The organism is Agarivorans sp. QJM3NY_30 (genome assembly GCF_050870855.2).
In the GTDB taxonomy this organism is placed as follows: Bacteria; Pseudomonadota; Gammaproteobacteria; order Enterobacterales; family Celerinatantimonadaceae; genus Agarivorans.
Window position 1 is genome coordinate 386,245 of sequence record NZ_CP194038.2, and the last position, 21,809, is coordinate 408,053.

General features: G+C 44.4%; 16 protein-coding genes. 9 read left to right on the plus strand and 7 right to left on the minus strand.

Annotated features, from left to right (window positions below; translation table 11 throughout):
• Window positions 1-148 precede the first annotated feature (148 nt).
• The 3 genes from ACRRSX_RS01755 (at window position 149) to ACRRSX_RS01765 (ending at window position 3,785) form a co-directional block, all read left to right on the plus strand.
• Window positions 149-1,642, plus strand: a complete 1,494-nt coding sequence (locus ACRRSX_RS01755) for a sugar ABC transporter ATP-binding protein (protein WP_432454926.1) — start codon at window positions 149-151, stop codon at window positions 1,640-1,642.
• Between the two features lie 58 nt (window positions 1,643-1,700).
• Window positions 1,701-2,720 (plus strand): ABC transporter permease, encoded by a 1,020-nt coding sequence (locus ACRRSX_RS01760; RefSeq protein WP_432454925.1) that lies wholly within the window; start codon window positions 1,701-1,703, stop codon window positions 2,718-2,720.
• A 237-nt stretch (window positions 2,721-2,957) separates the two neighbouring features.
• Window positions 2,958-3,785, plus strand: coding sequence for a MurR/RpiR family transcriptional regulator (locus ACRRSX_RS01765; protein WP_432454924.1), 828 nt, complete (start codon window positions 2,958-2,960; stop codon window positions 3,783-3,785).
• A 99-nt stretch (window positions 3,786-3,884) separates the two neighbouring features.
• Here the strand turns inward: ACRRSX_RS01765 and iolG are convergent, their stop codons facing one another.
• The 4 genes from iolG to ACRRSX_RS01785 form a co-directional block, all read right to left on the minus strand.
• The gene (gene iolG / locus ACRRSX_RS01770) at window positions 3,885-4,868 is read right to left on the minus strand and encodes an inositol 2-dehydrogenase (protein WP_432454923.1); all 984 of its coding nucleotides are present in this window, start codon (window positions 4,866-4,868) and stop codon (window positions 3,885-3,887) included.
• A 117-nt stretch (window positions 4,869-4,985) separates the two neighbouring features.
• Entirely contained in the window at window positions 4,986-5,804 is an 819-nt protein-coding gene (iolB, locus tag ACRRSX_RS01775; protein ID WP_432454922.1) for a 5-deoxy-glucuronate isomerase, read from the minus strand.
• A gap of 613 nt (window positions 5,805-6,417) precedes the next feature.
• Complete coding sequence (locus tag ACRRSX_RS01780) at window positions 6,418-8,154, minus strand: HD domain-containing phosphohydrolase (protein WP_432454921.1); 1,737 nt, start codon at window positions 8,152-8,154, stop codon at window positions 6,418-6,420.
• Window positions 8,155-8,557: 403 nt separating this feature from the next.
• Entirely contained in the window at window positions 8,558-9,598 is a 1,041-nt protein-coding gene (locus ACRRSX_RS01785) for a LacI family DNA-binding transcriptional regulator (protein WP_432454920.1), read from the minus strand.
• A 370-nt stretch (window positions 9,599-9,968) separates the two neighbouring features.
• Here ACRRSX_RS01785 and ACRRSX_RS01790 point away from each other — a divergent pair, with 370 nt between their 5' ends.
• From ACRRSX_RS01790 to ACRRSX_RS01810, 5 genes are all read left to right on the plus strand, one after another.
• Entirely contained in the window at window positions 9,969-11,210 is a 1,242-nt protein-coding gene (locus ACRRSX_RS01790; RefSeq protein WP_432454918.1) for an ABC transporter substrate-binding protein, read from the plus strand.
• A gap of 75 nt (window positions 11,211-11,285) precedes the next feature.
• Window positions 11,286-12,170, plus strand: coding sequence for a carbohydrate ABC transporter permease (locus ACRRSX_RS01795; RefSeq protein WP_432454917.1), 885 nt, complete (start codon window positions 11,286-11,288; stop codon window positions 12,168-12,170).
• Between the two features lies 1 nt (window position 12,171).
• Window positions 12,172-12,984, plus strand: a complete 813-nt coding sequence (locus ACRRSX_RS01800; protein WP_432454916.1) for a carbohydrate ABC transporter permease — start codon at window positions 12,172-12,174, stop codon at window positions 12,982-12,984.
• A 43-nt stretch (window positions 12,985-13,027) separates the two neighbouring features.
• The gene (locus tag ACRRSX_RS01805; RefSeq protein ID WP_432454915.1) at window positions 13,028-14,110 is read left to right on the plus strand and encodes an ABC transporter ATP-binding protein; all 1,083 of its coding nucleotides are present in this window, start codon (window positions 13,028-13,030) and stop codon (window positions 14,108-14,110) included.
• Between the two features lie 561 nt (window positions 14,111-14,671).
• Complete coding sequence (locus tag ACRRSX_RS01810) at window positions 14,672-15,895, plus strand: glycoside hydrolase family 53 protein (protein ID WP_432454914.1); 1,224 nt, start codon at window positions 14,672-14,674, stop codon at window positions 15,893-15,895.
• Window positions 15,896-15,980: 85 nt separating this feature from the next.
• Here the strand turns inward: ACRRSX_RS01810 and ACRRSX_RS01815 are convergent, their stop codons facing one another.
• Window positions 15,981-17,525, minus strand: coding sequence for an AbgT family transporter (locus ACRRSX_RS01815; RefSeq protein ID WP_432454913.1), 1,545 nt, complete (start codon window positions 17,523-17,525; stop codon window positions 15,981-15,983).
• 215 nt (window positions 17,526-17,740) lie between these two features.
• Between ACRRSX_RS01815 and ACRRSX_RS01820 the strand changes: the two genes are divergently transcribed.
• Complete coding sequence (locus ACRRSX_RS01820; RefSeq protein WP_432454912.1) at window positions 17,741-18,658, plus strand: AEC family transporter; 918 nt, start codon at window positions 17,741-17,743, stop codon at window positions 18,656-18,658.
• Window positions 18,659-18,771: 113 nt separating this feature from the next.
• On the opposite strand, the gene ACRRSX_RS01825 is transcribed toward ACRRSX_RS01820, so the two are convergent.
• Window positions 18,772-20,139 carry an alpha/beta hydrolase gene (locus tag ACRRSX_RS01825; RefSeq protein WP_432454911.1) on the minus strand — a complete coding sequence of 456 codons (1,368 nt, stop codon included), beginning with the start codon at window positions 20,137-20,139 and terminating at the stop codon, window positions 18,772-18,774.
• Window positions 20,140-20,316: 177 nt separating this feature from the next.
• Window positions 20,317-21,684 carry a hypothetical protein gene (locus ACRRSX_RS01830; RefSeq protein ID WP_432454910.1) on the minus strand — a complete coding sequence of 456 codons (1,368 nt, stop codon included), beginning with the start codon at window positions 21,682-21,684 and terminating at the stop codon, window positions 20,317-20,319.
• Window positions 21,685-21,809 lie beyond the last annotated feature (125 nt).

Sequence of the window (21,809 nt, forward strand, 5' to 3'; positions counted from 1 at the left end):
AAACGCTCACGTGATACCAATCTAGACAAGTCAATGTTTAAAGCGCGCAGCGGCTTGTTTAGCTTGGTCACACGCTAGTCATTTATGTTGTGGCTCTATTCCATGTTTCTATAGTTGCTGTGGTGGAGCCCTTTGGGGAGTATTCAATATGAGTCAAGTTTTACTCGAAATGCGTGGTATCACCAAGAGTTTTCCGGGTGTCAAAGCATTAGACAATGTTCGGTTGACCTTAAGAGAAGGTCGCGTTATGGCCTTGATGGGAGAAAATGGCGCTGGTAAATCCACACTGATGAAGGTGATGTTTGGTATTTATCAACGCGATAGTGGCAACATTTTTTATCGAGGAAAAGCGGTTGAATTTTCTGGGGCTAAAGATGCCTTAGAAGCTGGGGTTTCGATGATTCATCAGGAATTATCGCCGATCCTCCACCGTAGTATTGCTGAAAACATATGGTTAGGACGAGAGCCGTTAAAAGGCCCGTTAAAACTGATTGACCATCCAAAAATGTATCGTGATACAGAAGCCTTGTTGGAAAAACTCGATCTTCATTTAGACCCAAGAACGCCGATGGTCGATCTGACGGTGGCCACCATACAAATGGTGGAGATTGCCAAGGCCATTTCCTACAACTCAGAGATTATCATTATGGATGAACCGACTTCGGCGCTGACCGATAAAGAAGTCGCTCACCTATTTAAGATCATCGATATGCTGAAGTCTCGAGCTTGTGCGGTGGTTTATATTAGCCACAAAATGGATGAGATTTTTCGTATTTGCGATGATATCACGGTGTTTCGTGACGGGTGCTTTATCGGTGAACGTGAGGCCAAAGACACGAATAATGACGAATTGGTGCAAATGATGGTGGGGCGAGATCTGGGGGATGTTTTTCCACCACCAACCGCTAAACCGGGCAAAACTCGCTTAGAAGTGCGTGATCTGACGGTTAAAGGTTCATTTGAGAGTGTTAGCTTTGATCTTCGTGAGGGAGAGATCCTCGGGATCGCAGGATTAGTTGGCGCGGGACGAACCGAGCTAATTGAAACCTTGTTTGGGGTGCGTCAAAAAGATGCGGGCTTGATTCGTATCAATGGCAACGAGGTGGATATTAAAACACCGCAAGATGCGATTCGCCATAAAATGGCATTTTTGACCGAAGATCGACGCCAATCGGGCTTGTACCTGATGCTGGATATCTTTGCCAATACCTCGATTGCCCACCTCGATGCCTACCGTAACAAAGTAGTGAATGTCTTAGATGTTCGGAAAATGCGTACCGACAGTGCCGAGCATTGTAAGAAGCTCAAGGTTAAAACCCCTGATATGCATGAAACCATCGATAACCTCAGTGGTGGAAATCAACAAAAAGTATTGCTGGCGCGTTGGATGCTGACCAAGCCGGACATTTTGTTTCTTGATGAACCGACTCGCGGTATCGATGTTGGTGCGAAATCAGAAATTTACAAATTAATGCGCTTACTAACGGGAATGGGGAAGAGCCTGGTGATGATCTCATCCGAACTGCCAGAAGTGATGGGGATGAGTGATCATATTCTGGTGATGCATGAAGGTCAGCTTAAAGGTGCCGTCGCAGGTTCTGATGCCTCCCAACAAAAAATTATGACGATGGCGCTGAGCTAGCTTTCAGAGTGTGAAAAGAAAGCTAAGTAGCTAGAAAAACTATTTAAGGAATAGAGTGATGATTGCGAAACTGCTTAAGGCGAGCCCCAGTGTTGAGGCGTCGAACAACAATATGAAACGTTTTGTTTCTAAGTACGCGATTTATGTCGTCTTTGTCGCCATGTGTATCGTGATGTCGATTTTATCACCGGTGTTTCTTTCGGTTGCTAATTTATTGAACGTTGCGACTCAGATGGCCAGTGTTGGTCTGTTGGCCTTGGGTGTGACAATTATTATTATCACCCGCGGCATCGACCTTTCTTCGGGATCTGTTTTGGCGGTGGCTGCGGTGGTGTCTGCCAGTATGGCGCAAACTATCGATTGGGGGATGCGGATGTATCCTAATATGCCGGAACTGCCGGTTATTGTTCCAATTCTAGCGGCATTAGCGGTCGGCGCAGTGTGTGGTTACATTAATGGTGCCTTGATTGCCTATACCAGGCTCCCGCCCTTTATTGCGACTTTGGGGATGATGATCGTTGCTCGTGGCGCTGCGCTGTTGTATTCCGATGGCCGCCCGATTAGCAGCCTGACAAGTTCCTACCAATGGATTGGCCAGGGGAATATTCTAGGAGTCCCGGTACCGATCCTGATTTTCATTGCACTTGCAGTGTTATCCTACATTTTGTTGAACTATACCCGATTTGGTAAGTACGCTTACGCGATTGGTGGCAACGAGACTGCCGCTTATGTATCGGGTATTAATGTCACAAAGTACAAGATTTTGGTGTATACCTATGCCGGCACGCTGGCAGGGATTGCGGCTTTGATCCTCTCTGCTCGCATTAACTCGGGTCAACCGGGTTTAGGGGTGATGTACGAGCTAGACGCGATTGCGGCTGCGACGGTTGGTGGTGTTTCTCATGCCGGTGGTATTGGTACTATTCAGGGAACTATTATCGGAACCATGATAATGGGGGTTTTACAAAACGGTCTCGATTTGCTGAATATCTCCGCATATTGGCAGCAAATTGTTAAAGGCTTGGTGATCATTGGTGCCGTTATGTTTGATATGAAACGTCACCGTAAGGGACACTAAGTTCTGTCGGTATCTAAGTGAGATGATGTAGGATCAGTTTGATGGCAATGATCCTACATTCGTTCCGATAATCGATAATCGATAATTGAGCTGCTATTCTATTCCGTCTCATCGCTCTCTTTGTTGTTTCAATCCATTCCTTATATCAAACACATTTCGAAACAAAAATTTCATTTACTTTTGGTATACGGTATATTTACGGAAAATGTATTTCAATTTTTAGTTCAGGAGAGTCTAATGAAAGCTGCCGATTCGCTGAGTGAACTGCAGGAACATATTCGTCATAATTACGCGGATCTGAGTAAACGTCTCCAGCAAGTTGCTAAGTATATCCTTGATAATTCGAATAGTGTTGCCTTTGATACGGTGGCTGTCATTGCGCAGCAAGCGGAAGTGCCGCCATCTACACTGATTCGGTTTGCCAATGCCTTTGGTTTTAGTGGTTTTAACGATATGAAACAGTTGTTTCGTCGTAATTTAGTTGAAGAGACAACCAGTTATACCGATCGGGCGCGTTTATATAAACAGCTGGAAAGTGACCCGTTACCACCGGAAACGCCGAAGGGGATTTTGGAAGAATTCGCCCGGGCAAACTGTCAGGCGATGAATCACTTAGTGTCGCAAATTTCCGAAGAAAACCTGCAGCAGGCGGTTGATATCTTACAGCGTGCGGAAAATATCTATCTGATTGGTCTACGTCGTTCGTTTAACGTGGCTTCTTATTTGACTTATGCTTTCCGGCATCTCAATAAACGGGCATTTTTAATCGATGGCTTGGGGGGGATGTTTAAAGAACAATTGAGTATGATTGGCCCAAAAGACGCCGTGGTGGCGATTAGTTTTAGTCCTTACGCTCAAGAAACGGTGATGTTGAGTGAAGTTGCATCTAAAGCGGGGGCACAGCAAATTGTGATTACCGATAGTCAGATCAGTCCTTTGGCCTCATTTAGTGATGTTTGTTTTGTGGTGAAAGAAGCTAAAGTTGACGCGTTTCGTTCTCAATCTGCATCGCTTTGTTTGGCGCAAACACTGGCGGTTTCAATGGCCTTTGAAGAGCGAGAGTAAAGTGATTGAGAGAACAAGCAAAGCCGTGTACGCGGCTTTGCTTGTTTTTATCGACAGAAAAAACTGTTTGAATCTCAAGCCTTGTCTGGTAGGAGGCGCTTATAGGGCCACAGTCATACCTGACTTGAGCGATAGTAAGGCGGCATCTGCCATTTTTAGTGCCAATTCCCCATCATCGCCTGAACATTCTGGGCTTGCGCCATTCAGCACATCCACAAAGTGTTGCCACTCTGCAATGTAAGCGTCCTTATAGCGTTCAAGGAAGAAAAGCATCGGTTTTGCTGCATGTTGCCCGGTATGTGTCCACTGGCTCACCAGACTTTCTCGTTGGTTTTCGGCTTGAAGCATCCCGAGTTCGCCATGTAACTCGAGTCGCTGATCGTAGCCATAGCCTGAGCGACGGCTATTTTGGATGACCGCCATGGCTCCCGAGGGGAAGTTGAGGATCAGTACCGCAGTATCGATATCACCCGCTTCACCAATCGCAGGATCAACTTTACAACTGCCATGCGCTGAAATTGACAGCGGGTCTTCCCCGAGAATAAAACGGGCCATATCCAAATCATGAATCGTCATGTCTCGGAAGATGCCGCCAGACACTTGACTATATTCGGCTGGTGGTGGCTCAGGATCCCGCGAGGTAATCGTGAGGGTGGCTGGTGCGCCAATCGCGCCTTGGTCCAACTGCTGTTTTAATGCCCGAAATTGAGGATCGTAGCGGCGGTTAAAGCCTACTAGGATCGGTACTTGATGGGTTTTCACTACGGCCAGGCAATCGCGGACACGGCTGATATCTAAGTCAATCGGTTTCTCACAGAAGATCGCTTTCCCTGCTTTGGCGGCAAGTTCTATTAAATCGGCGTGGGTGTCTGTTGCTGAACAAATACATACGCCATGGATCTGCTCATCTTGCATGGCTAGTTCAAGAGTCTGACGTTGCGCGCCATACTGCTGGCAGAGTTGTTCGGCATTCACATCATAGGGGTCGATCACTGAATACAAGCGTGTTTGTGGATGATTGGCAATATTGACAGCATGGACTTGTCCAATCCGTCCTGCACCGAACAGTGCGATATTAAACATGTTGTGCTCCTTAGGGGTGTGACAGAAGAAAACCCACCGTTGAACATAATTGAGCGGGTTTACGTTTGGGTAATGGGGCCTTACATAAATTAATTGAAGCTTCATTGTCGCCTCGAGTTATGCGCTGACATAGCTTGCAGAGTTAATCCAAGCGTGATCTTTTTCCCATGCAAATAACCATTTTCGAGTGGGTCCTGCCATTACATTTAAGTAGTAACTGTTATAGCCAGCAATTGTCGCTACCGGATGATAACCCTTGGGCACCATCACCACGTCTTTGTCATAGACTGCCATAGATTCATCGAGCTCACGATCATCGGTGTAAACTCGTTGCATGCAAAAGCCTTGCGGTGGATTGAGGCGGTGATAGTAGGTTTCTTCCAAATAGGTTTCGTTAGGCTCGGCATCTTGATCGTGCTTATGGCTGGGATACGAACTGGTACAACCTTCTTCGGTGTAAACTTCTACCACTAGCAGGCTATCGGCTTCTTTGCTATCGGGGAGAATATTGTGAACATAACGTTGATTTCTGCCTTGGCCTCGATGCTCTGCATCAATATGCGCTGGTGTGATCAGTCGTGTTGGATAATTTCCTTTTCCGGGTGCTTCGCAGACAGCCAACTCAAGCTTGCTATTCGCAACAATGGTCACCGCTTCGTTGATAGCGACATAGACAGCATAGGGTTTTTTCTTTTCAAAGGGACTCATACGGTCGCCAATATTAGCGAAGGTTTGTTGTGGGGTTTTGATGGTTGCCCGCCCAGAGACCAACACCAAACATTTTTCATTGTCGCTTGCGTCTAGGGTAAACGATTCACCCCGTTGCCGTTCATAGACTTTAAAACCAACATATTGCCAGCCTGCCGATTGGGGGGTGATCTCTTGGACTAATCCTTGATTGTTGTGGGGTTGATATTTAGATAACAAGCGAGGCATAAGTGAATACTCCATCGATTAAGATAAAATGTATTTTTCATTACTCTAGCCATATGGAATTAAAATTTCATTGTTAATTTTGTATTTGATGATTTTTTGTGGGCTATTTAACAAGTTTTAAACAAAGCCACCACATTTGTTAGCGCCGATTTGATTGGCGATTGCTTGAAGCGCATCTATCGATGGTTGGTGTAAACAACGAAGGATGGGCTAGCGGCATAGTGCTGTTTAAGGTGCGGTATAAATTGGCGGCCTTGACCATCGATTAAACTCAGGGAATTGACAGGAGAATATTAAACCATGGACAGGAAGTTACATTGAGGCTGAGCAAGCCACCTTGTATAACAGCTGGCTTGTTGCGTATTCGTTTCGTTGTTTAGCGCTTTAATTTAAATTGGCGAAGCAGATTATTTAGCTCTTGAGATTCCTTTGAAAGCTCAGTGGCTTTAAACAGCTTGCAGTTGATGTCTCGGGCGAAGAGCTGAGTTGCTTCAATCTTTATAGCTACATCGGTGAAGTGATAGGACTACAAGGAAAAATCCGTTGTAGCCCTATCCTAGGAAAGGAGCCTCATTTAAGATTATGTTTCCGCTGAAGGCGCTGCCTTAATGCCTTAGTCGGGATATAGATTTCGTATCGACACAAATTCATCAATGTTCTCTAGAAAAAGATCAATCAAGTTTGGGTCAAATTGTGCACCTTTACTTTGTTCGAAATACTCGATGACTTGTTCGAGAGGCCAGGCATCTTTATAGCAACGTTGGCTTTTTAATGCGTCGAATACATCAGCAATCGCCGTAATTCTGGAGTAAATATGGATCTTTTCTCCTGACTTTTTATGTGGATAACCGTTGCCATTCCAATGTTCGTGATGTTCTAGCGCGACAATGGCCGCCAACGCAATGATATCGCCATCGTCATTATGTAGCAGTTGGTAGCCAATTTGGGTATGGGTCTCCATTAATGATCTTTCTTCAGCGCTGAGCCGCCCAGGTTTATTTAAAATCGCTTCTGGAATACCAATTTTTCCTACATCGTGCATCGGGCTAATAATTTCTAATACTTCGCAATCTCTGGCCGAAAGCCCTATCAGTTTACCGAGGTGAGCCGAAAGTTTGGCCACTCGCTTCACATGGTTGCCTGTTTCCCCCGAGCGGGTTTCAATCGAGTTACCTAGCACATGAATTAATTTCTTTTGGATCTGCAGTGTTTGGCTTTGTAGGTTAACGATCTGCTTATCTTTTTTACTCATTTCTTGGCGACGTTTAAGCAGATAACTGAGTAGCACAATCACTAAAACGAGAGCAAAGATAATGCTACCCGCGATAAAAAACAGCAGGTGATTGCGTTCCCAAAATGAAATCGGTCGACCGATTACCTTTGAGTTTGTTGGCAATAATGATTCGTCGATTTGGTATTTTTTTAAGGCGTGGTATTGAAATACTGGCGCTTGATCGGAGTTTACTTCGATGGGGGTCTTAACTGGTTTTGGCAATTGTCGCCCCAAAATATCCAGCATTTGCACGCCTTGCTTGTAGGAGCCGTTGACGTAGCCTCCTAATACATCTCCTTTGAGGTAAAAGTTCCAAAGTACAAATATAGGGGCTTTGCTAGCTGCGGATAGTTCTAGTGCGGTCTTGGTATAGCCATGATAAATGTTGTTGCTCACTTCGGTATTAAAGTGAGTTAATAACACTGCATCATCAGGGGATATCTGAGCGAGAATATTGCTGGTTTGTTGCAGCGTTTTATCCCTTATTTCGACTAATTTTAAGTTGGGTAAGCCTTTTAAGGCAGTCATAATGCGCGTTCTTAATAGCTCAGAGGAAACCCCGGAATCAGCCAGATAATAAAGTTGTTTCAACTTAGGCCTGAGTCTAATAATGAGTGCTAAATTTTCTTGAATATTGTCGAGTTCAAAAAGGACGGTACCTTTGTTTGTGGTCGGGCTGAGAGTGGCTTCGAAATCACCAATGCCTGCCGCAACGGTGGGTAGATTTTTCAGATTGGGAATATCTAAACGCTTGAAAAAGCGAAGGGCGTTATCGTCGGTAAGCAGTACTCCGTCAAAATGATAATTTTGGTACTTTATTGCCAGATATTCTTTTAGTTTCTGATAGTAGGCTTGGGAGTATAAACGTTTACTATCGATATACTCGACGGATAGCTTAAGTGGGTGGGTTGCAGCATCGGCTGCGTCTCTAATGCCTCGTTGAAATTCTCGGGTCCATTCATAATCTGAGTCATAAGAATGTAATACCAGAATGTGCTGCTTTCCTTCTGCGGCGTAGCTGGTTGGGCAGGCAAGACAGAGAGTCAGTAGCAAACAATAGCGCAGAAGCTCCTTCACTTAAGTTGTCTCCTTATAACTTAGTGTGGTCAATGAAAGGCACATAGGTGCTGATTCAGCAGTGCATATGACTAATGCCTCACTCAGCGAATCAATATCCCTGAAAATGGGAGCTTTGTCTCTAGTTAACGGTTTACTGATTAAAATCGACGGTTTTCATGCATGAACAAGACTGACGATTTGTATTATCAATTTAATATCTCAGTATAAATCGACTTGAGCAAGCTATTTTTAACTGAAGAATAAAAGCTATATCAAAGTCTTACAATTTTTGCAGTCATTTGTTATTTATGACTCAAAATTAGTTCTCTTCTCAGCGTGAAGGTTACAATTTTATTCAAATGGATGATACATTCGGGGTAATCGTTTTCCTTTTTGTTGGCTTTATGCCGGATTGAAACGTCTATTTAGACTTATTACTTTTGTTTTTCAAAAAACTATCACGCCAAATAAATTGAAAACCGACGATCACTGATTTACTCACGCACCGCCCTTCGAACCGTTCAAGCAGCAGTGATACTGCCGTTTCTCCCATATCGTGGGGGTAGAGTCGTAAGGTGGATAAACTGGGATGTAGATGTTCTGCACTTGGGATGTCATTAATACTAATTACTTGAATATCTTCAGGAATCCTTATTCCATGTTGATGAATCGCCTTAATCGCGCCCATTGCGACAATATCGGTTGCAGCAAATAGTATATCGGGCGCTGTACAACTTCTTAACATTTTGTTCACGCCATCAAAACCAGAGTCGATACAAAAGCGTTCACTGACGATGCAGCGTGCGGCATCGTAGAGCCCTTGTTGTTGGGTTAAAGCTCTAAAAACTTGGAGTCGCTCATCTTGATTACCAATAAAGGCTGGCCGTTGCGTGCCATTTTTCAGCATGGTGTTGACCACGAATTCAGCAGCTTTGGTTCGATCACATAAGACCGTATCGACATTTAATGCGTTGGGGGAATAATCAACGCAGACCAACTGGGCATTAAGCGACAATATATAGTCGATCTCTGCATCGGTAAAGTTACCGACACAAATCACGCCATTTGACTGGCTCAGTTCCCGTTCATGCTTCGATAAGTCTTTTTTAAATACTCGTTTAAGCGTGATGTCATGCATTTGGCATTTGTGTTCTAGACCAAGGCGAATATAGGTGAAATAGGGGTCATCTAACTCTTGCTCGGCGGAATGATGATAAACCACGCACAGTTGAATTGGGCTTTGGTGGCCGCGTTGGTAATTGGCCCGAGCAATAATACGTTGCTGCTCGGGTTGGTTTTGTCTACGCTGCCTAGGTGAAAGGTAAGCTAGGTTGGCGGCTACCTCTAATATTTTTTCACGTTTGTCATGACTAATCGATAAGGTTGGATCTTGATTAATGACGCGCGACACCGTTGACGGTGAAACTCCGGTCATTTTCGAGATATCGCTGAGTTTTGCCATATTTTAATCTCTTAGAATACTTCAGATATCTAGCGGATTGCTCTAGAGGTAGCAGTATACGATTAAACTAGTGGTGGGTTCCAAGTTGATTCCCCCTCGCCAAATAAATTATCTTATTTCGAGTGATAGAACAGCATGTTTGTTGGTTATTTGTTGGCATTTTGTTGTGTTTCTCAGTTGGAGGTAAAATTTAGTAAATTTTTACCTGTGAATTGCCGTTCTTGTTTTATATTTCGCATAAAAACTACAAAAGATGTGATGCCACGCGCTTTTAGGCCGAAATGAAATTTGCTAGATGTTGTAAGCACTCATCGTAAGCTTAATAATGTAAACGTTACCACCATTGTCATTCAGTATGGAGATTGGAGAGATGAATCGTTTGCAACTATTAAGTATTGCAGCTTTAGCTAGCTGTAGTGTTCAAGCCACTGAAATTACGGCATGGGCTTGGGATCCTAATTTTAACGTTGCAGCATTGAAGGAAGCGGCAAGCGTTTATCAAAAAGATCATCCTGATTTTACCTTAAATGTGATTGCTTCAGGTAAAGAAGATGTGGAGCAAAAATTACACACCATGCTAGCCTCGGGCGTGACGTCTGCCCTACCTGATATTGTATTGATCGAAGATTACAACGCTCAAAAATATTTGAATGCCTACCCCGGTTCGTTTCAAGCTATGCAGTCGGTGGTTGACTATCGTCAATTTGCACCTTACAAAGTCGAAGTGATGACTGTTGGTCAAGACGTGTATGGCTTGCCTTTTGATTCAGGGGTAGCGGGGTTGTTTTATCGCCGTGACTTGTTGAAGCAGGCGGGAATCAGTGCCGATGATTTGCAAAGTATCAGTTGGGATGAGTACATCGATATCGGTAAGAAAGTGAAGCAAACCACAGGCAAATATATGATGGGGTTTGATATTCAAGACACCGTGTTTATCCATATTTTGATGCAGTCGGGTGGCGAGTGGTTCTTTAATCATGATGGTAGTTTGAACATTTTGCATAACAAGGCTTTAAAAGAAGCATTGAAAACAGTGAAAGCGATCCATGATGCAAAAATTGTTCGTCCGGTATCGGGCTGGTCTGATTTTGTGGGTAGCTTCAACAGCGGCAAGGTTGCTTCGGTGACTTCTGGCGTGTGGATGATTGGCTCAGTGAAAAGTGAAGCCAGCCAATCTGGTCAATGGGGTGTCGCACCGATCCCTAAATTGAATCTGGCCAATTCCGTTCATGCTTCTAACCAAGGTGGTTCTAGCTGGTACGTATTGAGTGCGGGTAAACAGCCTCAATTGGCCATCGACTTTTTGGATAAAACCTTTGGTGGCGATGTTGATATGTACCAGAAATTGTTAGTTGAGCGGGGGGCTTTAAGTACTTATTTGCCAGCTAAAACGGGTAAAGCCTACCAAGTCGATGATGCCTTCTTTGGCGGACAAAAAGTCTATGGCGACTTTTCCAAGTGGGTCGCTCAGATCCCGAAAGTACCTTACGGTATGTATACCCAAGAAGTGGACAATGCTTTGTCGGCTCTGATCCCATCATTACTTTCTGGTACGCCAGTAGATGAGATATTGGAAAGCTTAAATAATAATCTTAAGTACCAAATTCAATAAGTAAGGCGGTTAAAAGGTCACTTTCGTGGCCTTCGCATTCAACTTTTAAGTCGCTTTTTTCTGGAAGGTGTTTCGATGTCTAGAACACAAGCCAAGCTCCATCGTATGTACGATATTAATGGCTGGCTATTTGTAAGTATTGCCGTGGGTTTAGTGGCATTGATGACTTTGTACCCCATCGTAAGCTCGTTATGGTTATCTCTCCATTCGGGTAAGGGGGTGGTGACTAAGTTTGTCGGGTTCGGTAATGTTATTCGATTATTTTATGACCCCGTATTTAAGCAAGCTTTATGTAACACCTTAATCTTCTTAGTGGTGCAGGTGCCGATCATGATCCTGTTATCGCTAGCTTTATCATCTTGTTTAAACGCTCCTCAATTGAAATTTCGTAGTTGGTTTCGACTCGCGATATTTTTACCCTGTGTGACATCATTAGTAGCCTATTCGATTTTGTTTAAGAGCATGTTTGGTTTTGATGGTGTACTGAATGTCGCTCTGTTATGGACTGGGATTATTGCCGACCCAATCCCGTGGTTATCGGATCCGTTTTGGGCAAAAGTGACCATTATTATCGCGATTACTTGGCGTTGGACGGGTTACAACATGATCTTCTATTTGGCGGCGATGCAAAATATCGATAAGTCCATTTATGAAGCGGCAAGAATTGACGGGGTTAACCCTATTAAACAGTTTTTCTTTATTACTATCCCCTTATTAAAACCTGTGATTTTGTTTACCAGTATTACCTCGACCATAGGGACTCTGCAACTCTTTGATGAGGTGGTTAACATCACCAGTGGCGGGCCTGCAAATTCGACGATGACCTTGTCGATGTACATCTATAACTTATCGTTTAAGTTTGTGCCTAACTTTGGTTATGCAGCAACCGTATCTTACGTGATTGTTACTTTTGCTGCTGTGCTTGCATTGATCCAATTTAAAGTCGCTAAGGATAAATAATTTGATTAAATTTCGATTTGGTCGTATCGCAATGTATGGCTTTTTAATTGTGATGACCTTTGTTTCTTTGTTTCCTTTCTATTGGATGCTGGTGTCTAGTACTAACAGTAGCTCACAGATCAATAGTGGTAAATTGAGCTTTGGCGATCAGCTGATGGTCAATTTCAACAACTTAACGGATCAGATTGATGTTGCTCGGGTTTTTTGGAACACCAGTAAAATCGCCATTCTTAGCACTATCTTTACTTTACTGATTTGTTCGTTGGCGGGTTATGCCTTCGAAGTTTTTAAAAGTAAGGCTCGAGATCGCGTTTATGTCGCGTTGTTGGCAACCATGATGATCCCTTTTGCCGCATTAATGATCCCCTTGTTCACTATGTTTGCTAAGGCTGGGTTATTGAATACCCATTTTGCGGTAATTTTACCAACGGTATCCGGTGCCTTTATCATCTTCTACTTTCGTCAGTGCACTAAAGTTTTCCCCCGAGAATTGATTGATGCGGCTAGGGTCGATGGTGTAAAGGAGTGGAAAATCTTTACCTTTGTGTATATGCCAATCATGAAGTCTAGTTATGCCGCAGCCTTCATTATTGTGTTTATGGCTTCGTGGAATGCCTTTTTGTGGCCGCTGATTGTGTTGCAATCGAGCGAGTTGAAAACAATTAATTTGGTGTTGTCTGGTTTTATTTCTGCTTATACCCCAGATTTCGGTTTGATCATGATAGCAACGGTTATCTCTACCTTACCGAGTTTATTTATTTTCTTTGCCATGCAGAAACAGTTTGTGGCGAGTATGACTGGGGCTGTTAAGTAGGCTGTGTACTCCAAGCATTTAGGATTAAAAGATAGGATTTATTATGGCTGATATACAGTTAAAAAAAGTCATCAAACGTTTTGGTAAGCTTGAAACTATTCATGGCATAGATTTACAGGTTGAGGATGGTGAGTTTGTGGTCTTTGTTGGACCATCGGGCTGTGGTAAGTCGACGCTGCTGCGATTGATTGCCGGCTTGGAATCGATCAGCGATGGAGATATCTATATTGGTCAGGACTTGGTCAACCAAAAGGATCCCTCTGAGCGCGGTGTGGCAATGGTGTTTCAGTCTTACGCTCTTTATCCTCATCTCAGCGTTGAGCAAAACATGGGATTTGGCCTACGGATGAATGGGCATCCTAAAGATAAGGTCAATAAATTAGTTGCTGAGGCTGCTGAAGTTTTGCAAATCAGTCATTTACTGGAACGTAAGCCGAAAGAATTATCTGGAGGGCAGCGTCAGCGAGTGGCGATTGGCCGGGCTATAGTGCGCGACCCTAAGGTATTTTTATTTGATGAGCCGCTTTCTAACCTTGATGCAGAATTGCGAGTGGATATGCGGATCGAAATATCCAAGCTACATAAAAAACTAAAAACCACCATGATCTACGTGACTCATGATCAGGTGGAAGCGATGACATTGGCCGACAAAATTGTGGTCTTAAAAGATGGCAATATCGAACAAGTTGGAACACCAATGGATTTATACCATCGTCCGGCGAATCAATTTGTTGCAGGGTTTATCGGTTCACCCAAGATGAATTTTATTCCGGCTCGTGTTGAACAAGTGAATGGTGATCATGTCACTTTAAGTACTTTGGATAAGCAGCAATTACTTATCGTAATAAATACTGCGAATGTTCATCCGGGTCAAGGTGTTAAATTAGGGATCCGTCCAGAACATTTAGAAGTCGAAGGAGAAGGGGATGTTCGTTTTCGTTTTCAGTGTGATTTAGTTGAGAGGTTGGGTAATAGTACTTATATGTTTGGTCAAGCTTGTGGTGTTGAACATTTTAAAGTGCACTTACCTCGTGACCGAGAATTATCTGAAAAGAATGATAACTTCAATTTGACATTTAATAGTAATGAATGTCATTTGTTTGATAAGGATGGTGTTCGAATATAAATAGCCCCTTTGTTAATATTTCTTAAGTCCCGTGATTTATATTTTATTGGTTTAATCCTTTTTGTCTTTGGCCCTTCAATCATAATGTAGGGTCTTTTTTTATTTTTAATCTGATGGTGTGGCTAAATTTCATAATAATCACTAACAAGATATTTAAATAGATGTTTTATTGGTTTTTTTGATTGATTTGTAAAGTGCGTGCTTCAACCCATTCATATTTTATTGCCTGTTATTGAAATAGCGTTTCTTAAAATATGAATTTTAAAGTAGATCCTAGCTTAATAATGCCGGTAAATTTTTACCATCTATTTTATATAACTTTGCTAAAGCTTGTGTTTTGAATTTTTATATTGTGAATGATGTTATATTTTATTTTCATTAAGGTAAGATTTAATCGATTTTTAATTAGGTGTGCATGGCTAATAGTGTTTAATTTTAATCATTAGATGCGAAGTTATTTAGATAGTGTACGTGTATTCAAATTTAAATGGACAGCTATAGTTATCTGAATCTTAGATGTTGGATTCAACCGAGACTGTATGCTGATGCTTGGGATGAAGTATGCAAATAGGAAAACAGTTTTATTGGCTTGTCGTAGTGCTAGCCAGCTTATTTTTGGTTGCTTGTGGGTCGAGTTCGACTGAGGAGGCCGCAAGGTGTGAGGTGGACTTTGGGGAACTCTCTATTCCGGAGCCTAGTCTGCACTCTGGGTTTATCAAAGGGGCTGATGTTTCTTATGTTCCTTCGGTGGAAGCGCATGGAGGCAAATACTTTGACAATTGTGTGCAAACCGATCCTTTAGCGATTATGCAACAACATGGATTAAACGCGATTCGAATGCGTGTTTGGGTCGATCCTTTCAATCAAGATGGAGAAGCGTACGGTGGCGGTACCAGCACTTTGGCTCAGGCCATCGACATGGGAAAAAGAGCCCATGCTTTAGGGATGCAATATCTGTTGGATATTCACTACAGCGACTTTTGGGCCGACCCTGGTCATCAGACGATGCCAAAAGCTTGGAAAAATCTCGATTATTCTCAGCTGGTTGCCAAAGTGGGTTCTTATACGACGGAAGTGATGGCTGCTCACCGTGCTGCTGGCGTGATGCCGGATATGGTGCAGGTCGGTAACGAAACCAATAGCGGTATGTTATGGCCTTATGGTTATATTTGGAAAGCTGGCTGGGATCAAACCTTATCATTATTTGATGCCGGCGCGAACGCTGTGCGGGCCGCTTATCAGCAAGACGAAACTGTGAAGATCATCTTGCATATTGCCAATCCTCAAGACCAGATCGATTGGTGGTTTAAAGAGGCTGTCGCTTATGGCATCGACTTTGACATTATGGGGGTGTCTTATTATCCCTATTGGCATGGTTCGCTCAGTAACTTAAAGTCAGTTTTAGAAGCGGGAATTTCGGAAACGGGTAAGCCAGTGATGGTGGTTGAAACGGCTTACGCATTTACTTTAGATAATGGTGATGACTTAGAGAATACCTTTACTGCAAGTAATTTGGTGGACGGTTATGAGGCTTCCATTGAAGGCCAAGCTAAGTTTTTAGCCGATCTAATGAATATGCTTGACACTTTGGACAAGCAACAAGGTTTAGGTATGTTCTATTGGGAACCTGCGGTGCTGCCAGTGAAGGGCGTAACTTGGGCGACTGCTGCCGGCATGGAATATAATAATGATGTTTGGTATGAAGGAAATAACTGGGACAACCAAAATATGTTCGACTTTGAAGGTAACGTATTGCCTTCCATAGACGTATTTAGTGGTCAATAAAATCTAGTTACGCGTGTGACATGCCTCTGAATATAAAAGGCGGCCCATGCATAGGGTCGCCTTTGTTATATCTAAAGTTTGAGAGCTACAGGCCGTAGCTGTAGCTTGCTTGTAAGCCCAGAGGTAAACCCAGTCCCCAGTAGATGAGTAAAAATGCTGTCCATACCACCAGCATCACCAGACTGTAAGGCAGCATCAGTGACATCAGCGTTCCGATGCCGGTGCCTTTCACATAACGCTGGCAGTATACGACCACCAGTGGGAAGTAAGGCATTAAGGGCGTAATGATATTGGATGAAGAGTCTCCGACTCGGTAGGCCGCCTGAGCTAAGTCGGGTGAGATGTTTAGTTGCATTAACATCGGAACCAGAATTGGCCCGATCAGCGCCCATTTCGCCGAAGAAGAACCCACAAACAAGTTCACAAAAGCGACTAAGAGGATCATTCCCACCACGGTCACACCGCTAGGCAAGGCCAGCTGTTTGAGCGTATCGGCACCCTTCAGAGCCATCAGAGCACCAATGTTAGATTGGCTGAAGGCGGCGATAAAGAGTGCGCAGAAGAAGGCCATTACAATGTAGTAAGACATGCCATTCATCGATTTACTCATGGCCTGGATCACGTCTCGAGAGTCTTTAAAACTCCCCACGATAAAACCAAAGACGGTGCCGGGAATAATGAACAGTAAGAAAATTAGCGGTACGATTGACTGCATTAATGGCGCCGAGAATTCGACCAGTGAGCCGCTGGCTGAGCGTAGTGGAGAGCTTTCAGGGGCCGAGACTGCCCATAAGCCTGCTAAGCCTGCAAACATCACCGCCGATGAAACTTTAAAGGCAAAGCGTTCTTTTGGGGTGATTTCATCGAAGCGAGGGATATCTTCCGGATCGCCATCCACTGGGGTATCTTTGAGGCGCGGCTCGATGATCTTATCGGTCAGATACCAGCCAATTAAGATGATCAGCAGGCTGGAGGCCGAGGAGAAAAACCAGTTATTGAGCGGGTTGATTTGAATCGCTGGATCCAAAACCTGCGCCGCGCTCTGAGTAAAGCTTTGTAGTAGCGGGTCGATCGCCGATGGAATAAAGTTTGCCGAGAAGCCACCACTCACGCCTGCAAATGCGGCGGCGATGCCAGCCAGCGGATGGCGTCCAGCGGCATAGAAGATCACCCCAGCCAGTGGGATCACCAGTACATAACCGGCATCGGTTGCGGTATGGCTGATGATTGCGACTAACACGATAGAAGGCGTCAGCAGCTGTTTCGGCGTGACCTTGAGCATCATTTTTAAACCAGCATTAATATAGCCAGAATGCTCGGCAACCCCTACGCCTAACATGGCAACGAGTACCACACCCAGCGGAGCAAAACTGGTGAAGGTGGTCACCATGCCAGACAAGAAGCCAGCAAGCGCTTCACCGTTTAATAAGTTATTGACAAAGATGGCTTGGCCGGTGCGTGGGTCAATTTCAGAAAATTGGACATTGGCGAGCAGTGCAGACACCACCCACACCAGTATGAGGGCGCCTAAAAATAATACTGCGGGATCCGGTAGTTTATTGCCAACGCGTTCTACAGTGTCGAGCATGCGGGCGACGCCACCCTTGGTAGTGGCTGTTGTTGAACTCATATTTACCTCTAGGTTATATTCTAAACTCTTCGGTTCAGTTGATTTTGTTGTGATTGGACCCGATTGACTGGGCATAAAGAAAACTATTGCCGATAAATTAGTTTAATTCACTGTATTCTTCTTTGATTTGAGTTAATAAAACTGTATGTGGTTTAAGTGGTGGTTTAATGTGTCTTATTTAGTTGTTTTTATAATATGCTAAGGCGGTAATACCAATGCAACATTGGATGTTTGCTCTTTCGACCACCGGTCCGATTATTTTAATGCTGTGTTTGGGGTGGTTTTTGCGCCGTCGCGAAGTGTTGAATGAGAATTTCATCAAACAAGGCAATAGTCTGGTGTTTAACATCAGCTTGCCGAGTTTGCTATTTTTGAGCACCGCTTCTAATCCCCTGAGCCACTCTTTAGATTTCTCTCTGGTGATATTGGGGGTGCTATTTACCCTGGCTAGTGTGCTGCTGCTGTTTGTTGTCAGTCGACCCTGGCTGCGCGGTGGACGCCAAGGTGTGTTTATTCAGGGGGCTTTTCGCGGCAATATGGGGATTATTGGCATTGCCATGGTGCTCAACGCTTATGGCATGGATGTCTTACCCAAAGCAGCGTTATTCCTGGCTTTCATGACGATGACCTTTAATGTGGTGTCGGTTGCACTATTGGGTGCCAAGCGAAGCCGTATCATCAGTAGCTTGCTTAAGAATCCACTGATCATTGCTATTTTGGCGGGTCTGCTATGCTCGGCGTTGGGGCTGCAACTGCCAGATGTTGTAGCAAAAACGTGTCAGTATCTTGCCAACATGACCTTACCTTTGGCTTTGATCTGCATCGGTGCCAGTCTGCAATGGCAGAGTTTTAAAAGTAATTTGTCGCCAGTGCTCTGGGCCAGTGCCTGTAAGCTGATTATTATTCCATTGTTGGCGGTGACCCTTGCACTGTATATGCAGTTTAGTGGCAGTGATATTGGCCTGCTGTTCTTAATGATGGGCACCCCTACTGCGGCGGCTAGTTATGTGATGGCCAGCAAGATGACTGAACATGGCCAAGTGGCCGGCGAAATTGTGGCCTTCACCACGATGTTTAGTGCACTTAGTGTGAGCGTAGGTTTGGTGACTCTGGCCTCTTTACAGTTGATTTAAGCGTTCTCTCGGGTGGGCGGGTTCCACCCACCCGAGACCATGGCATGCGGTTTCTCATGTTGCTGTTTTGCACAGCCAAGGTGCCGCTGCCGGGCTTCAGATCTGGCGCTGTGTTATTGCTCAGTCGCAGCAATAAATTGTTGAATGCTGCCGAGCATTTGCTGGAAATAAGGGTTGTAACTCAGCCGTTGCAATTTGGGGTTACGGCTTAAGTTCTGTTCGCTTATTTCGCCCTTCACCACATCATTGTCTTGCTTGCACTGCGCGTAGCGCTTTAGGTCTTTGAGGTAGTGGCTACAGTTTCGATAGTCGCCGTTTTCCCCATAATGGGCATTGCTCGGCGCATTAATGGTTGCGGTATGGGCAATCCCTTGAATTGCTTCGCAAGAGGCGGTGGCACAACGCGGCGTGCTGATGCTTAAGTCCTTGGCCAGAGTAGCTGGAATGCTCGCCGGATCGCCATAATAAATCAGCATGTCCTGAGCGGTGGCACTGCGTTTGGCGGGCTGATGCCATTGCTCTAGAATGGCCAGGGTCGCGCGGGTATCGATGGTTTGATCCTGCTCGCTGGCAACCACCAACAGTGGCACATTGGGTAAGCGTTTATTGCTACGAAGCTGCTTGTTTAGATGGTTCATCAAGTCGTTCACCTGCGCCCCGGCGTTATAGGCAAAGGATTCGTATTTGGCGAAGTCCACATCGCCTTCTTTATCCAGCCAGCGACTAAACCAACTCACATATTTTGCCAGCCAGGCAAGGCCGCTGTGTGCTTTGGATGCAGGAGACCATAACATGACCCCCTGAACCTGTGCCGCGTTTTGTGGGTTGGCCAATAAATGGCTAAGAATTAAGGCTCCACCGGTAGAGAAACCGCCGAGGTAGACCTGTGAGTAGTCTTTGAGACTGCGCTCGATGGCGTAGTCTGCCGCTTGTTGCCACTGTTGATAAGTGACCTTTAGCAAATCGGACGGAGCGGTCGCGTGACCGGGCAATAGCAGCGTTCTTACATCAAAACCCTGCTGGTAAAACTGCCAGGCTAAGTCATGAAAATGAAAGGGCGAGTCGGTTAAGCCGTGGATCAATAACACCAGCTTTTGCTTATTGGGGTGAGTCAGCTGAAATGGTGCCAATAACTGCTGTACGCTGGCTTTACCTTGCCACTGTTGTTGTTTGGCCAGCCAACGATAGGTCGTGGTGCTAAGGGGGCATTGCATGTTGGCGCGTGGATTTCTCTCGGCGATAACCTGACGTGCATAATCCAGGTATTGTGGATAGCTTTGTTGCAGCTGGTAGCTAAAGTGAGCGCTGCCACCTTCTCGTGCCTGACGATAGGGTGCCTGCTCAATGTATTGCTCAATCAGCGCTTGCCGTTGATTAATATTAACGCAGTTTTCTGGCTCACTTTGAGCCAGACTAAGGCCTGAGAGCAACAGTGCGCTACTCAAAAAAAGTTTGCCGAGCCAAATTTGAACATACTTCATGCTGATCCTTCGCGAATGGGAGCGCTGATAGATAGTTAATAGCGCTCTATTGTAATGATAAAAAATTCAGTAGCCTAGTCGCAGTTGATTTTTTTGTAATCGGTGAGTTTGCAACTAAAGTCATTGAATCGCTAAGAGTTATGAAGCGCCTATCCCCTTAGCTTTTGTCGTCGCCACTTATTGGTGGTGGCAGGACAGGGAGTCGATGACTTGTTGGCTGCTTGCCGTTGGCAGTCCGGCGACCCGGTCTCTAAGCAGCGTCATTGTGGAAACAATTTTACTTTGATCCGGCGTACATTGCGCAACCAGCGCGACGATTTTTCGTTCAAGCCGCTGCTGTTCTAATGAATTCAGCTGATATCTTGATTCATTGTGGTTAGCCGGATCAAGCGAAAACCAGAGATTAAGAAAGCTGGCCAGTGCTGCATTATTACTATCAAGGGTATTGTCAGCAGAGCTTAATATTTCTAATTCACTGATAATTTGCTCTGATGTTCGAAGCTCAGATACGCCCTGAACTAAATTGCTCAGTAATGTCTCTGGTAAATCAGTACGGTAAAGTTCGGCCGAAGTGCTCGCCAGATTGCTGACTAAATCCTTATAAACCATTTGCTGAGTATCATTCTTGAGAGAGGAGCTTGCTTTATTAACTTCTATAACAATATAGGTGTTATCAGTATAAAAACATTCAGCAGGCGATTCTTTGCTTGGGTCATTACAATCGATGCTGATGATTTTATTGTCGGCGTCTTTTTTTTCTATGGTTTTATAGACGATTCGGCCATTTTTGGGGTTGATGCTTAGCTCTGCCCAATTTGTAATATTGTGCCGATCATCTTCTCTTATGAAGGCATAATTTCCGGTTAACAAGATACTGGTTTCTAAGTTTGGATCTCCGCCGACTGGTTTCAGCTCGTAAGTGTAATGAAAAACGCGATCTTCTTGTTGGTCGGTCACCAAACTTCCAGCTAACTGAGATAGTGCTCCAGATAAGGGGGATGCTGGTGGATAGAAAGTCGAACCTAACTCACTTAAGTTTTTAATGAGTTGCTTTAATTGTTCGCCAGGCTTATCAAATTCGACGATGTAAAGATCAATGACAAAATTATTACCGTTATATTTCAGTGGCCCGTAGATGGTGCTTAAGTTTGAAAAATTAAGCGTTTGCCCCTCTCTTACATCATCGGAAAAGAAAACGACTCGCGCATTCTCCAATCCCTTGGAGCCAAAGTTTAAGCTTTCAGTGCCTTGTTCAAAGGCATTCACTACGATCGCTATCTCGCCATTCGTAGGTTCTCCACGGAGCACACTGAGTGGCGAACGCCATTCGGTAAACTCTTGAATATACATTTGTTTGATTGAAACAACTAAGCCATCCCCGATGGCGAGCTGCGAGTTCTTGACATCTTTGGGTTTGATGTATTTTCCGGCAGTATTGTCGGTGGGGTTATAATACCGGTAGTCGGTGGCACCTTCATTAGAGATTGCACAACCAGACATTAGTGCCGCAAGCAAACATAGTTTGATTAGCTTCAGAATACTCATTATTTTCCGTCCTTGTGTATGACTTATTGAGCTCAGCTCAAAACCGTTGGCTAGATGTGTTTCACATCGCTTTGTCAGCTTCGATTGACAAACTTGGCGGCCAAGTTTGTGGTGAAGCTCGACAG